Origin of the sequence: Bradyrhizobium acaciae (assembly GCF_020889785.1) — a bacterium.
GTDB lineage: Bacteria > Pseudomonadota > Alphaproteobacteria > Rhizobiales > Xanthobacteraceae > Bradyrhizobium > Bradyrhizobium acaciae.
Genome location: NZ_JACMYK010000002.1, coordinates 100,741 through 113,263, shown reverse-complemented (window position 1 = coordinate 113,263; position 12,523 = coordinate 100,741). Strand labels below are relative to the sequence as shown.

At 65.0% G+C, this 12,523-nt stretch carries 13 protein-coding genes; 8 read left to right on the top strand and 5 right to left on the bottom strand.

Translation table 11 applies throughout. The features are described 5' to 3' along the window. Positions 1–33: 33 nt before the first annotated feature. The gene (locus H8A92_RS01690; protein ID WP_229194142.1) at positions 34–1,692 is read right to left on the bottom strand and encodes an FAD-binding dehydrogenase; all 1,659 of its coding nucleotides are present in this window, start codon (positions 1,690–1,692) and stop codon (positions 34–36) included. Between the two features lie 276 nt (positions 1,693–1,968). Here H8A92_RS01690 and H8A92_RS01685 point away from each other — a divergent pair, with 276 nt between their 5' ends. The 6 genes from H8A92_RS01685 (at position 1,969) to H8A92_RS01660 (ending at position 7,302) form a co-directional block, all read left to right on the top strand. Further along, complete coding sequence (locus tag H8A92_RS01685; RefSeq protein ID WP_229194141.1) at positions 1,969–2,433, top strand: hypothetical protein; 465 nt, start codon at positions 1,969–1,971, stop codon at positions 2,431–2,433. A 149-nt stretch (positions 2,434–2,582) separates the two neighbouring features. Further along, positions 2,583–2,771 (top strand): hypothetical protein, encoded by a 189-nt coding sequence (locus H8A92_RS01680; protein ID WP_163153520.1) that lies wholly within the window; start codon positions 2,583–2,585, stop codon positions 2,769–2,771. 18 nt (positions 2,772–2,789) lie between these two features. Next, positions 2,790–3,380 carry an SCO family protein gene (locus tag H8A92_RS01675; RefSeq protein ID WP_229194140.1) on the top strand — a complete coding sequence of 197 codons (591 nt, stop codon included), beginning with the start codon at positions 2,790–2,792 and terminating at the stop codon, positions 3,378–3,380. A 157-nt stretch (positions 3,381–3,537) separates the two neighbouring features. After that, positions 3,538–4,479 carry a transporter substrate-binding domain-containing protein gene (locus H8A92_RS01670; protein WP_420831280.1) on the top strand — a complete coding sequence of 314 codons (942 nt, stop codon included), beginning with the start codon at positions 3,538–3,540 and terminating at the stop codon, positions 4,477–4,479. A gap of 239 nt (positions 4,480–4,718) precedes the next feature. Next, positions 4,719–6,359: a lysine--tRNA ligase gene (locus tag H8A92_RS01665; RefSeq protein WP_229194138.1), complete on the top strand. Its 1,641-nt coding sequence runs from the start codon at positions 4,719–4,721 to the stop codon at positions 6,357–6,359. Positions 6,360–6,516: 157 nt separating this feature from the next. After that, positions 6,517–7,302, top strand: coding sequence for a class II aldolase/adducin family protein (locus tag H8A92_RS01660; RefSeq protein ID WP_229194137.1), 786 nt, complete (start codon positions 6,517–6,519; stop codon positions 7,300–7,302). A 179-nt stretch (positions 7,303–7,481) separates the two neighbouring features. On the opposite strand, the gene H8A92_RS01655 is transcribed toward H8A92_RS01660, so the two are convergent. Next, on the bottom strand, positions 7,482–8,135 hold the full coding sequence (locus H8A92_RS01655) for a S24 family peptidase (protein ID WP_229194136.1): 654 nt from the start codon (positions 8,133–8,135) through the stop codon (positions 7,482–7,484). A gap of 199 nt (positions 8,136–8,334) precedes the next feature. On the opposite strand from H8A92_RS01655, the gene H8A92_RS01650 reads away from it, so the two are divergent. Together H8A92_RS01650 and H8A92_RS01645 are read left to right on the top strand one after the other, a co-directional pair. Then, on the top strand, positions 8,335–8,679 hold the full coding sequence (locus tag H8A92_RS01650) for a DUF952 domain-containing protein (protein WP_229194135.1): 345 nt from the start codon (positions 8,335–8,337) through the stop codon (positions 8,677–8,679). Further along, positions 8,676–9,773: a quinone-dependent dihydroorotate dehydrogenase gene (locus tag H8A92_RS01645; RefSeq protein WP_229194134.1), complete on the top strand. Its 1,098-nt coding sequence runs from the start codon at positions 8,676–8,678 to the stop codon at positions 9,771–9,773. The genes H8A92_RS01650 and H8A92_RS01645 overlap by 4 nt, the downstream gene beginning before the upstream one ends. 198 nt (positions 9,774–9,971) lie before the next feature. Here the strand turns inward: H8A92_RS01645 and H8A92_RS01640 are convergent, their stop codons facing one another. The 3 genes from H8A92_RS01640 to H8A92_RS01630 all read right to left on the bottom strand — a co-directional run bounded on the left by H8A92_RS01640 (position 9,972) and on the right by H8A92_RS01630 (position 12,477). After that, positions 9,972–11,294 (bottom strand): MATE family efflux transporter, encoded by a 1,323-nt coding sequence (locus tag H8A92_RS01640; protein WP_229194133.1) that lies wholly within the window; start codon positions 11,292–11,294, stop codon positions 9,972–9,974. Between the two features lie 120 nt (positions 11,295–11,414). Then, positions 11,415–12,149 carry an MBL fold metallo-hydrolase gene (locus H8A92_RS01635; protein WP_229194132.1) on the bottom strand — a complete coding sequence of 245 codons (735 nt, stop codon included), beginning with the start codon at positions 12,147–12,149 and terminating at the stop codon, positions 11,415–11,417. A 22-nt stretch (positions 12,150–12,171) separates the two neighbouring features. Beyond that, entirely contained in the window at positions 12,172–12,477 is a 306-nt protein-coding gene (locus H8A92_RS01630) for a DUF6460 domain-containing protein (protein WP_229194131.1), read from the bottom strand. Between the last annotated feature and the right edge of the window lie 46 nt (positions 12,478–12,523).

Below are 12,523 nucleotides of genomic sequence, written 5' to 3'. Positions count from 1 at the left end.
CGCCAAGCCGATTCAGTCAAAACTCATCCCGCCTTAATTCACCGCCTTTGCCGCCGCGCGCCCGGCGTTGCGGCCCGAGAACAGGCAGCCGCCGAGGAATGTTCCCTCCAGCGAGCGATAGCCGTGCACGCCGCCGCCGCCGAAGCCGGCGGCTTCACCGGCGGCGTAGAGTCCGCGAATGATCTGCTGATCGCTGCCGAACACGCGCGAATCGAGGTCGGTCTCGAAGCCGCCGAGCGTCTTGCGGGTCAAGATGTTGAGCTTCACCGCGATCAGCGGGCCATGCTCGGGATCGAGAATCCGATGCGGCTTCGCGGTCCGGATCAGCCTGTCGCCGATATAGCGCCGCGCATTGTGCAGGTTCATCACCTGCGCATCCTTGACATAGGGATTGGTGATCTCGCGGTCACGCGCCTCGATCTGCGTCTTGATGGCGTCGAGCTGCAACAGGTCATTGCCGGCGAGCTTGTTCATGGCGCTGACGAGGTCGGCGAGATTGTCGCGCACGATGAAGTCGGCGCCGTGCTGCTTGAACGCCTCCACCGGCGCCGGCGCCCCCTTGTTGGTGGCGCGCTTGATCGTCATGCGCCAGCTCTTGCCGGTGAGATCCGGGTTCTGCTCGGAGCCCGACAGCGCGAACTCCTTCTTGATGATGCTCTGGGTCAGGATGAACCACGAATAATCGTAGCCCGTGCCCATGATGTAATGCAGTTGCCCGAGCGTGTCGGAGCCCGGGAACAGCGGCGCCGGCAGCCGCTTGCCTGTGGCGTCGAACCACATCGACGATGGTCCCGGAAGAATACGGATGCCATGACGCGGCCAGATCGGGTTCCAGTTCTGGATGCCCTCGACATAGTGCCACATGCGGTCGCGGTTGATCAGCCGGCCGCCCGCTTGCTCCGTGATCCCGATCATGCGGCCGTCGACATGTTCGGGCACGCCGGAGATCATGAACTTTGGCGGTGCGCCGAGCCGCTGCGGCCAGTTCTGCCGCACCAGATCATGATTGCCGCCGATGCCGCCGGAGGCGACGATCACCGCCGGCGCACGCAAGCTGAAATCACCGACGACGTTGCGCGATGAACTCTTGCCGCGCTCGACCGAAGTCGATTCCAGGATCGCGCCGCTCACGCCATCGACCGCGCCGTTGGTGACGCTGAGCGCATCGACGCGATGGCGGAACTTGAATAGCAGATGTCCGCCCCTGGCAGCCTCGCGCGCGCGCCGTTCGAACGGCTCGACGATGCCGGGGCCGGTGCCCCAAGTGACGTGGAAGCGCGGCACCGAATTGCCGTGGCCCATGGCGTCGTAACCGCCGCGCTCGGCCCAGCCGACCACCGGGAAGATGCGATGGCCCATCGCGCGCAGCCAGTCGCGTTTCTCCCCCGCCGCGAACGCGACATAGGCCTCGGCCCATTTGCGCGGCCAGTGATCCTCCTCGCGATCGAAACCGGCGGTGCCCATCCAGTCCTGCAGCGCGAGCTCGACCGAATCCTTGATGCCGAGCCGGCGCTGTTCCGGCGAATCGACCAGGAACAATCCCCCGAACGACCAGAAGGCCTGGCCGCCGATGCTCTGTTCCCCTTCCTGGTCGAGCACGATGACGCGCTTGCCCGCGTCGGCGATCTCGGTTGCGGCGACCAGACCGGCAAGCCCGGCGCCAATCACGATCACATCTGCGTCGTCAGCCATTCTGATTCCCCCGTCCGCCGGAATTCAAGACCGCGTCGTTGCGCGCGGTCAACGCCAATTGGACCTTGCCTGTGGCGGCGAGGCACCAAGTCGTTGCGGCAAGTTGTTCCAGTTTGGGACCTTTTCCACGCTCCACTGCAGCGTGGGCGCAACACCCGATTTGAATTTGTTTTGACCGGCTTCACTCGTCTGGACAAAATTCCGCGGCCGCAACACGCTCACGATTGTCTTGCATCACAGACCAAACAGATTCGGTTTCGACTGGGGCTGGCCAAAATGAAGTTGATGACGGGGTTGCTCGCTGCGGTTCTCCTGCTGGCGGGAATGGGGGCGTCTCACGCAGTGGTCAGGATCGCCGACGATCGCGGCGGCAAGATCGGCGTCTATGTCGACAGGTATCAAGACCTGCGCACGTCGGGCGAAACCGTGATCATCGACGGGCTGTGCGCCTCTGCCTGCACCATCGTGCTCGGCAAGGTTCCTCACGACCGGATCTGTGTGACGTCACACGCCAGTCTCGGCTTCCATGCGGCCTGGGACTACGGCGACAACGGCCGCCCGGTCCCCAATCCCGAAGCCACCCATATGCTGTACCTGATGTACCCGCCGGCGGTTCGCAAATGGATCACGGATCGCGGTGGCCTGACCCGGCGCATGATCTTCCTGCAGGGCAAGCAACTGCAGGCGCTGTACAAGCCGTGTTATCTCAACGCCCAGGCCTCGGCGAAGCCCGTGCATTGATCTGCCGGTCGCGGTTTGGCGTCCTCTCGCGTCATGGCCGGCAACCCCGGCATGGCGGGGCAAGCACCGGAAACCGCCTCGCTATCATTTGACGGCCTGCGACCGCCATTGCGCTTGCTGCCTGCCGGAACCCGGCCTATCTCAACCCAATGGTTCAGCCGATCTCCACCCGATCCGAGCTCATGACGGCTCCGCAGGGCCGGGTGGCGTCTGCGATCCTGTGGGGCGCCGCCGGCATCGGCGGATTGGCCCTGCTTGCCGCTGCCGCGCTCTGGTTCCACTACGGGACCGCGGTGTTTTTCGAAATGATCACGGCCGGCATCTCCGCCTGCTTCTGACAAGGACGCCCTCGCATCATGCCCCGGACCACGCGCCCATTGGTGATCTTCGCTGCCTTCGCGGGCAGCCTGGCGGTCGGCCTGTTCCTCATGCTGTGGGCGGTCGGCGGCTTGCGCACCGTCGCTGCGCCGGCCGCGATCGGCGGCCCGTTCCAGCTGACCGACCAGGTCGGCCAGACCGTCACCGACAAGAACCTTCAGGGCAAGCCGACGCTGATCTTCTTCGGCTTTACCCATTGCCCGGACATCTGCCCGACCTCGCTGTTCGAGATTTCCGAGGTCCTGAAGGCGATGGGCAAGGATGCCGACCGCGTGAATGCCTATTTCGTCTCGGTCGATCCGGAACGCGACACCGCTACGGCGATGAAGGACTACCTTTCGAGCTTCGATCCGCACCTCAAGGGCCTGACCGGCGATCCCGCCGCGATCGCCAAGGTGCTGTCGAGCTATCGCGTCTACGCCAAGAAGGTGCCGCTGAAGGATGGCGACTACACGATGGATCACACCGCGCTGATCTATTTGATGGACCGTGACGGCCATTTCGTCGCGCCGTTCAATCTGAAACGGACGCCGGAAGAGGCCGCGGCCGATCTCAAACGGTATCTCTGATCGCTATTTCCGATTGAGAAATAGCCCAATCGGCGCTCGCATCAGGCGCCGGATGGTCTATAAGCCGTTCAATTTCCTGAAATTGCCGGTTATGCCAAATTTGTCTGCCCAGCCCTTTGCCGTCCGCTCGCGCCAGTTTCGCCTGGCTGCGGGAATGATGGCGGCCGTCGTGCTTGTCATGGCGGGGCCCGCGGTTGCGCAGACGCCGCCGGCACAGGCCCCGGCTGCGAAGAACGCTCCGGCTCCGGCCCCCTCCACCAAGGCGGCCCCTGCACAAGCGGCGCCCGCTCCGCCGGCCACGACCCTGCCGCCCAAGGCCGCGGCCGAAGCAGCGCCCCAGGCGGTGCCCGGCTTCTGGGATCCGCGGCGGCGCCCGGACCGGCCCGACCTGTCGCGCCTCACCGTGATTCGCTTCCTGACCGAGACCGATTATCCGCCGTTCAACTTCACCGGTCCGGACGGCAATCCGGCCGGCTTCAACGTCGACCTGGCGCGTGCGCTCTGCGACGAGATCAAGGTCACCTGCACCATCCAGATGCGGCGCTTCGAGACCCTGATCGATGCGCTCGCCACCAACCGCGGTGATGCCATCATCGCCTCGATGGCGGTGACGCCGCAGCTGCGCGCCAAGGTCGACTTCACCGATCCCTATTACCGTGCGCCGGCGCGCTTCGTGTCGCGCCGTGACAATGTGATGCCGGAAATCCGTCCCGAGTATCTCGAGGGCAAGAAGGTCGGCGTCATCGCCGGCACCTCGCACGAGGCCTACCTCAAGGCGATGTTCACCGACGCCGAGATCCATTCCTATCCGGATAACGACGCGCTGCGCGTGGCGCTGCGCCGCGGCGAGGTCGACTTCATCTTCGGCGATGCGATCTCGCTCGCGTTCTGGATCAACGGTACCGATTCCGCCGAATGCTGCGCGTTTTCGGGCGGCCCCTTCGTCGAGAGCCGCTATTTCGGCGAGGGCGTCGGCATCGCGGTGCGCAAGGGCAACGACCTGCTCCGGCAGTCGTTGAACTGGGCGTTGTTCCGGATCTGGGAAAAAGGCCGCTTCACCGATCTGTGGCTGCGTTATTTCTCGATCAGCCCGTTCTGAGGAACGAGTGTCTTCACCTCGCCCCGCCTGCGGGGAGAGGTCGGAATTCAAGCGCAGCTAGAATACCGGGTGAGGGGGACTCGCCGCGATTCAGGCTCTTGCCGTTGATGCGGATCGAGCCCCTCACCCCAACCCTCTCCCCGCAAGGGCGGGGCGAGGGAGCAGGCACCGCTGCCGTCGTTTTGCATTTTGCCGCGAAAGCGTTAGTTTTCGCGGCCTTTTTGGAGAAAGCCTGAAGAATGTCCGTGATTGATCTTGCTGCCAGCCCGAGCGACCTGCGGGCGCTCGCCGAACAATCCAACGCCTGGCCGTTCGAGCAGGCGAAAGCGATTGTGGCGCGGTTGAAGAAAAATCCGAAGGACGAGGTGCTGTTCGAGACCGGCTACGGCCCCTCGGGCCTGCCGCATATCGGCACCTTCGGCGAGGTCGCGCGCACCACGATGGTGCGCCACGCCTTCCGCGTCCTGACCGAAGACAAGATCAAGACGCGCCTGCTCGCCTTCTCCGACGACATGGACGGGTTGCGCAAGGTGCCGGACAACGTGCCGAACAAGGAGATGCTCGCGCAGCATCTCGGCAAGCCGCTGACCAAGGTGCCCGATCCGTTCGGCACCCATCCGAGCTTCGGCCAGCACAACAATGCGCGGCTGCGCGCCTTCCTCGATCAGTTCGGCTTCGACTACGAATTCGCGAGCTCGACCGAGTATTACACCTCCGGCCGGTTCGATGCCGCGCTGCTGCGCATGCTGGAGCGGATCGAGAAGGTGATGGCGATCATGCTGCCGTCGCTGCGCGAGGAGCGGGCGGCGAGCTACTCGCCGTTCCTGCCGATCTGTCCGCGCACCGGCCTCGTGCTCTACGTGCCGGTGACCGCGCACGACGCCAAGGCTGGTACGATTTCCTACGAGGATCCCGACACCAAGGAGAGCGTTACCGTTCCCGTCACTGGCGGCCGCTGCAAGCTGCAATGGAAGCCGGATTGGGCGATGCGCTGGTATGCGCTCGGCGTCGACTACGAAATGGCCGGCAAGGACCTGATCGACTCGGTGAAGCTGTCCGCCAAGATCTGCTCGGCGCTCGGCGGCACGCCGCCCGAAGGCTTCAACTACGAGCTGTTCCTCGACGAGAAGGGCCAGAAGATCTCGAAGTCGAAGGGCAACGGCCTGACGATCGACGAATGGCTGCGCTACGCTTCACCGGAATCGCTGTCGCTGTTCATGTACCGCGAGCCGAAGGCGGCGAAGCGACTCTATTTCGACGTCATCCCGCGCAATGTCGACGACTACCAGCAGTTCCTCGACGGCTTCACGCGGCAGGAGGCGCGGCAGCAGCTGCAGAATCCGGTCTGGCACATCCATTCCGGCAAGCCGCCGCAGGCCGACATGCCCGTCACCTTCCAGCTCCTGCTGACGCTGGTGTCGTCGTCGAACGCTGAGAATGCCGAGACGCTGTGGGGCTTCATCGGCCGCTATCGTCCGGGCGTGTCGCCGCAGACCCATCCGAAGCTGGACGCGATGGTCGGCTACGCCATCAATTATTATCGCGACTTCGTGGCGCCGACCAAGCAGTTCCGCGAGCCGACCGAGGGTGAGCGCGCAGCGTTGCAGGACCTGCGCGATGCCCTTGCCAACATGCCTGCCGACGCGACCGCGGAAGACATCCAGAACGTGGTCTACGAGATCGGCCGCCGCGAGCCGTTCCTCGACATGGTCAAGAAGGGCAAGGACGGCCGTCCCGGTGTCTCGCTCGACTGGTTCAACATGCTCTACCAGGTGCTGCTCGGCCAGGAGAAGGGCCCGCGCTTCGGCTCCTTCGTCGCAGTCTACGGCGTGCAGAATGCGGTCAACATGATCGACGGCGCGCTGGCGCGCTCGTCGTAGGCTTCGATCCCTCCCAAGGGGAGGGACAAAGAGCCGCAAAAGCGGATGGCAGTCCTGCCCCAATTTCAGCGAGGGTTCGAGCGGGATTGCGCTAAACTCGCTCCCATAAAATCAGCACGGCCTCCGCAGAGAGGCCGGCACAGATGGGAGCATGCGCATGCAGTTCAGGGTTTCGCCGACATCGCTGCAGGACAGTTCGAGCGCCGAGGAATGGCAGGCGCGGGTCGATCTCGCGGCGGCGCATCGGCTCGCCTACATCCATGGCTTTTCGGAAGGCATCTTCAACCATCTCACCTTCGTGGTGCCCGGCCGCACCGATCGCTATTACCAGATCCCGTTCGGCATGCACTGGTCGGAAGTCACCGCGTCGTCCTTCATGGAGGTCGGCATCGACGATGCCGAGGTGAAGCGCGGCGAGGGTGAGGTCGAGCGCTCCTGCTTCTGCATCCATGCGCCGATCCACAAGGCGTTGCCGCAGGCCAAGGCGGTGTTCCACACCCACATGCCGTATGCGAGCGCGCTGACGCGGCTCGAGGATCCGCGCATCAAGGAGATCGGCCAGACCGAGGTCGGGCTGTCGGAGGCGATCGCCTATGACGATCTCTACACCGGCCCTGCGCTCGATCCCGAGGAAGGCGCACGGCTCGCCAAGGTGATCGGCAACAAGACCATCCTGTTCATGGCCAACCACGGCATCTCGACCGTCGGCGAGACGGTCGCGGATGCCTATGACCGGCTCTATTACATCGAGCGCGCCGCGCAGGTGCAGATCTATGCGATGTGGACCCGGCAGCCGCTGAAGCAATTGCCGCAGCCTGTGGTGGAGAAGACCAAGCGCGATTTCCGCGACGACCATCTCTACAACGGTCCATCCCCGGCGCAGCGGCATTTCGATGCGCTGAAGCGTATGCTGGACCGCAAGGAGCCGGACTACGCGACGTAAGGAGGCTCGGACGGCACTACAACTTCCCCTGTCGTCCCTGCGAAAGCAGGGACCCATAACCACAGGGTTGAGTTGTTGAAGCGCGCTGTGGCCCCAGCGTGGTGCAGCAACGATCGTCGGTGGTTGGGTCCCGGCTTTCGCCGGGACGACACCGTTGTTGCGGTCGGCGACTCGCTCAGCTACTGGCTCGCCCACACGACGCGCGCGATCCATGTGACCTCCTCAGTATCGAGCAGGCGGTCGGGATGCTCCGGATTGAGCGAGGCGAGCTCCAGCACCTTGCCGGTGCGGCGCTTCAATTCCTTCACCATCACCTCGCCACCGGTGGTGCGCACCACGACGCGGTCGCCGCGGCGGATCGCGGTCGCCGGTGACACCACGATGATGTCGCCTTCGCGATAGGCCGGCTTCATCGAGTCGCCCTCGATCTCCAGCGCATAGGCGTGCTCGTCGGTTGTCGCCGGCAGCGCCACCTCATCCCAGCCCTTGCCGGCGGGAAAGCCAGAGTCGTCGAAATAGCCGCCGGCGCCGGCTTGGGCGAAGCCGAGCAACGGCACTGATTGGCCGGCGCGCGGGCCATCGCCGAGCAGCTGCACGAACGTCTCCATGCCGGCATTGCTCGCGGCCAGCGCCTTGGAGAGCGATTCGGTCGAAGGCCAGCGCTCGCGGCCGTCGCCGGTCACGCGCTTGGACTTGTTGAAGGTGGTGGGATCGAGACCGGACTGCTTGGCGAGGCCGGACGGTGACAGGCCGGCGCGTTCGGCGAGCCGGTCGATCGCGGCCCAGACCTGGGCGTGGGTCAGCGGTCGCGCGGCTTTGGGCTGTTTGGCCATCGAGGACACCCCGGATGGTAGGAATTATTGCCTGAAACTTCGATTTTCGCAAATCTGCCGCCGGATCTGTCCCGGCACCGCTTGAGTTGCGCGGCTGCCGCCGATACGGTCCCTCGCTCGCCACATGGCGTCTGGGGCATTTCCCCTCAAATCCGGATAAAACCCCAAGAGACTCAAGGACAAAAGGGAAGGCCGGGCCGTGCCTATGATCTACAAAATCACCCCCGCTTCGGCCTGGCGCGAGGCCGAGCGGCAGGGCGTGTACCGGGGCAGTGCGGACGACAATCGCGACGGCTTCATCCATTTTTCCACCGCCGCCCAGGTGGCCGAGACCGCGCGCAAGCACTACCACGGGCAAACCGGCCTGTTCCTGGTCGCGGTCGATGCCGATGCGCTGGGCGACGCCCTGCGCTGGGAGCGGTCGCGCAATGACGAGCTGTTCCCGCATCTCTATGGCGAACTCGACCTGGGCGCGGTCACCGAGATCCTCACCCTGCGCGCGCGCTCCGACGGTGGCCACGACATTCCGGAGCTCAAGCCGTGATCCGTGCCTTCGACGCCTTCTCGCTGCCGCTGCTGCGCTGGTTCGATCCGGAAGATGCCCATCGCATGGCGATCCAGGGCCTCAAGCTGTTGCCGCCGATCCGGCAACGGGTGGATGATCCCAAGCTCGCGGTGCGCGCCTTCGGACTGAACTTCCCGAACCCGATCGGCATGGCGGCGGGATTTGACAAGAGCGCCGAGGTGCCGGACGCGCTGCTGCGGCTTGGTTTCGGCTTTGTCGAGATCGGCTCGGTGACGCCGAAGCCGCAGGCCGGCAACCCGCGGCCGCGGTTGTTTCGCCTGGAGCGCGACGAGGCCGTGATCAACCGCATGGGCTTCAACAATGACGGCGCGGATGCCGTGCTGCGCCGGCTCGCCGCGCGCGGCGGCGCCGCCGGCATCGTTGGCGTCAATGTCGGGGCCAACAAGGATTCTTCCGACCGCGTCGCCGATTATGTGAAGCTGATCGAGACCTTTGCGCCGGTTGCGAGCTATTTCACCGTCAATGTCTCCTCGCCGAACACGCCGGGCCTGCGCAATCTGCAGCAATCGGCGGCGCTCGACGATCTGCTGGCGCGGGTGATCGATACCCGTGAGCGCGTGCGCAAGAACGCGGGCGACTCGCCGGTGCTGCTCAAGATCGCGCCGGACCTGAGTCTCGCCGAGCTCGACGACGTCGTGCACATCGCGCGCTCGCGGCGCGTCGACGGCATGATCGTCGCCAACACCACGCTGGCGCGTCCGTCGACCTTGCGCGAGGACATCCGCGCCAAGGAGCAGGGCGGTCTGTCGGGCCGTCCGCTGTACCGGCTGTCGACGCGCATGGTGGCCGAAACCTATGTCCGCGTCGAAGGCGCGTTTCCGCTGATCGGCGTCGGCGGCATCGACTCCGGTGGCGCGGCGCTGACCAAGATCCGCGCCGGGGCCAGCCTGATCCAGCTCTACTCTTCGCTGGTCTACAAGGGCATCGGCCTGGTCGACGACATCAAGCGCGACCTGTCCTCGACCTTGCTGCGCACCGGCCGCGACTCGCTGTCGGAAATAGTCGGCGCCGATGCCGCGACCATCACGGCCGAGGATTGGCCGGTGCGGTAGGTTGCAAGTCACCTCGCCCCGCTTGCGGGGAGAGGTCGGATCGCATCCCAGATGCGATCCGGGTGAGGGGGAGCTTCCGCATATTCGACTCCCACCTCCTTCGTGGGAACAGCCCCTCACCCCAACCCTCTCCCCGCAAGAGTGGGGCGAGGGAGTAGGGTGTCGCTCCATCCGGGGCCCGTTACCCCATCTACGAATCTACGATTTGAATGACTTCTTCAGCAGCGCCGGATAGCGCAGGCCCTGCAAGCCACCGCGCGCGACATAGAAGCCGAGCAGCGCGATCCACAGGCCGGTGTTGCCGTATCCGCTCAGCACCCACCAGGTGGCGAGGAACATCGCGAGCGAGGCCAGCATCAAATTGCGCATCTCGCGCGCCCAGGTCGCGCCGACATAGATGCCATCGAAGCCGAACGCGAACACGCCGGGCAGAGGGGCCAGGATCACGAACACCAGGAACTCGCGCGCGTAGCGGCGCACGTCCTCGCTGGTCGTCATCAAATTGATCAGCGCCGGTCCGAACAACGCGAACAGCACCGATACGACCAGCGCGAAGCCTGTGCCCCACAGCAGCACCAGCCGGGTCGAATCGGCGAAGCCGCGTCCGTCGCGCGCGCCGAAAGCGCGGCCGCACAGCTGCTGGGCGGCGTTGGCGAGGCCGTCGAGGAAGAAGGCGCTGACCAGCAGGAAATTGTTCAGCACCGAATTCGCCGCCAAGGTCACGTCGCCTTCGCGCGCGCCTTTGGCGGTGAAGAACAGGAACACGACGATCAGCGCCGCGGTGCGGATCATGATGTCGCGGTTGACCGCCAGCATGCGCGTCAGCTTGGCGCGATCGAACAGCGTGGCCGCTGGAACCGCAAAGCCGCCTTGCGAGATCCGCCACGCCACGGCGATGCCGGCAACGAAGCCGGTGGTCTCGGCGAGCGCGGCGGCGATTGCGGCGCCGGCAATGCCGGCGCCATAGGCCTGCACCAGCAGCACGGTTGCGATCATGTTGATGATGTTGATCACGATCTGCAGCGCCAGCGCCAGATTGGCGCGCGCCTGGCCGACCAGCCAGCCCAGGATGACGTAGTTGGCGAGCGCCAGCGGCGCCGACCAGATCCGGATCATGAAGTAGTTCTTGGCCGCACGCGTGACGCCCTCGCTGCCGCCCATCAGCTGGAACGTGATTGCGGCGAGCGGCACCTGCAGCGCGATCAGCGCCGCGCCGATCAGGCCGGCGACGATGAAGCCGCGCACCAGGATCGGAGCGAACTCTTGAGGCTCGCCGGCGCCCTGCGCCTGCGCGGTGAAGGCCAGCGTGCTCATGCGCAGGAAGGCGAACAGCCAGAACAGGCAGTCGAAGATCACCGAGGCCATCGCCACGCCTCCGAGCAGCGCGGCATCGTCGAGCCGGCCGATCGCGGTGGTCGAGACGATGCCGATCAGCGGCGTGGTCAAATTGGCGACCATCGCGGGGCCGGCGATGGCGAAAACCTGGCGGCTCGTGATCTTCTGGTGAACGGGGGCGTGCATGGCTACAATTGTGAGGAACGTCCGATTTTATCGCGTCGTCGGTGGCGCTGCCATGCTCGAATTGTTCTCAGAGCAATGCGGTGGCGAGGGGGCTGGGCAGCCCGCGAAGCAATTGCATCGTCAGAACACCACGACCATGCCGTCGCTTGCTGCCGTGTAAGGCAGCTCGTCGACGCGGCCGAGCATGTCGTCGCTCATGTGGGTCAGCACCACGCGCTTGGCGTTGATCGCTGGCAAACGCGCTTCCAGTGTTTTCAGGCTGAGATGGTTCTTGACCAGCTTGTCGTAGGTATAGGCTTCGGCGATGAAGAGGTCGGCGTCCCGCGCCGCCGGGATCAGCGCGTCGCTCCACTCGGTGTCGGCGCTGTAGCTGACGACGCAACCTTCCGCCTCGATGCGATAGGCGAGGAACGGTCCGCCGGATTCGCCGTGCACGACAGGATACGGCGTCACCGTCACCTCGCCAAAGCTGCATGGTTCCTGCGCGGCGAGCGTGACGACGGACAGATCGAAGCGCTGCTTGGTCCTGGAGGAATGCTCGAACATCACCTCCATCACCGCAGGCAGTTTCGTTTCGATGCCTTCAGGACCTGCGATCACCAGCGGCCGGGTGCGGCGGGAGAACTGCGCATCGAGCAGGAAGAACGGCAGCCCGGCAAAGTGATCGCCGTGGAAATGCGTGATCAGGATCAGGTCGATCGCGTTGCGATCGATCTCGAGCCGCTTCAGCGCCGGGAGTGAGGACGCGCCGCAGTCGATCAGGAAATTGGCGCTCGCGCCGGTGACATGGAAGCAGGTGTTGAACCGGCCGCCGGAGCCGAATGCATCGCCGCAGCCGACAAATTGCAATTGCATCGGCTGCGGGCCTTCCCTTGGATCACCGGCCGCGCGGCGCGCCGAACAGCCGCGACAGCAGCCAGATCGGGATCACGATCACGGCGCCGAGCAGGAAATAGCGCCAGGCCCAGTTGATCGCGTCGAAGCCGAAATCCCAGATGCTCTGGAACAGCCTGCGGATGCTATGGAGAATGTTCCACGGGTCGAGGCCTATCGCGGCGAGCACGACGCCGACCAGGATCGAGAGCAGGATCAGCCGGAACGCCACCGACAGCGGCGAGCCGCCGAGAAAGCGGTACAGGCCGTCACTGTGCCCGGCCGGCAAGTCTCGGATGTTGTCTGGCATCATGATCTCCTGGCGGAATCGCCCGCATTATAGGTCACGGCGGAGC

What these genes read in the sequence shown, in the direction of transcription:
- H8A92_RS01690 (WP_229194142.1), bottom strand. Translation starts at nt 1,692, where the DNA reads ATGGCTGACGACGCAGATGTGATCGTGATTGGCGCCGGGCTTGCCGGT.
- H8A92_RS01685 (WP_229194141.1), top strand. Translation starts at nt 1,969, where the DNA reads ATGAAGTTGATGACGGGGTTGCTCGCTGCGGTTCTCCTGCTGGCGGGA.
- H8A92_RS01680 (WP_163153520.1), top strand. Translation starts at nt 2,583, where the DNA reads ATGGTTCAGCCGATCTCCACCCGATCCGAGCTCATGACGGCTCCGCAG.
- H8A92_RS01675 (WP_229194140.1), top strand. Translation starts at nt 2,790, where the DNA reads ATGCCCCGGACCACGCGCCCATTGGTGATCTTCGCTGCCTTCGCGGGC.
- H8A92_RS01670 (WP_420831280.1), top strand. Translation starts at nt 3,538, where the DNA reads ATGGCGGCCGTCGTGCTTGTCATGGCGGGGCCCGCGGTTGCGCAGACG.
- H8A92_RS01665 (WP_229194138.1), top strand. Translation starts at nt 4,719, where the DNA reads ATGTCCGTGATTGATCTTGCTGCCAGCCCGAGCGACCTGCGGGCGCTC.
- H8A92_RS01660 (WP_229194137.1), top strand. Translation starts at nt 6,517, where the DNA reads ATGCAGTTCAGGGTTTCGCCGACATCGCTGCAGGACAGTTCGAGCGCC.
- H8A92_RS01655 (WP_229194136.1), bottom strand. Translation starts at nt 8,135, where the DNA reads ATGGCCAAACAGCCCAAAGCCGCGCGACCGCTGACCCACGCCCAGGTC.
- H8A92_RS01640 (WP_229194133.1), bottom strand. Translation starts at nt 11,294, where the DNA reads ATGCACGCCCCCGTTCACCAGAAGATCACGAGCCGCCAGGTTTTCGCC.
- H8A92_RS01635 (WP_229194132.1), bottom strand. Translation starts at nt 12,149, where the DNA reads ATGCAATTGCAATTTGTCGGCTGCGGCGATGCATTCGGCTCCGGCGGC.
- H8A92_RS01630 (WP_229194131.1), bottom strand. Translation starts at nt 12,477, where the DNA reads ATGCCAGACAACATCCGAGACTTGCCGGCCGGGCACAGTGACGGCCTG.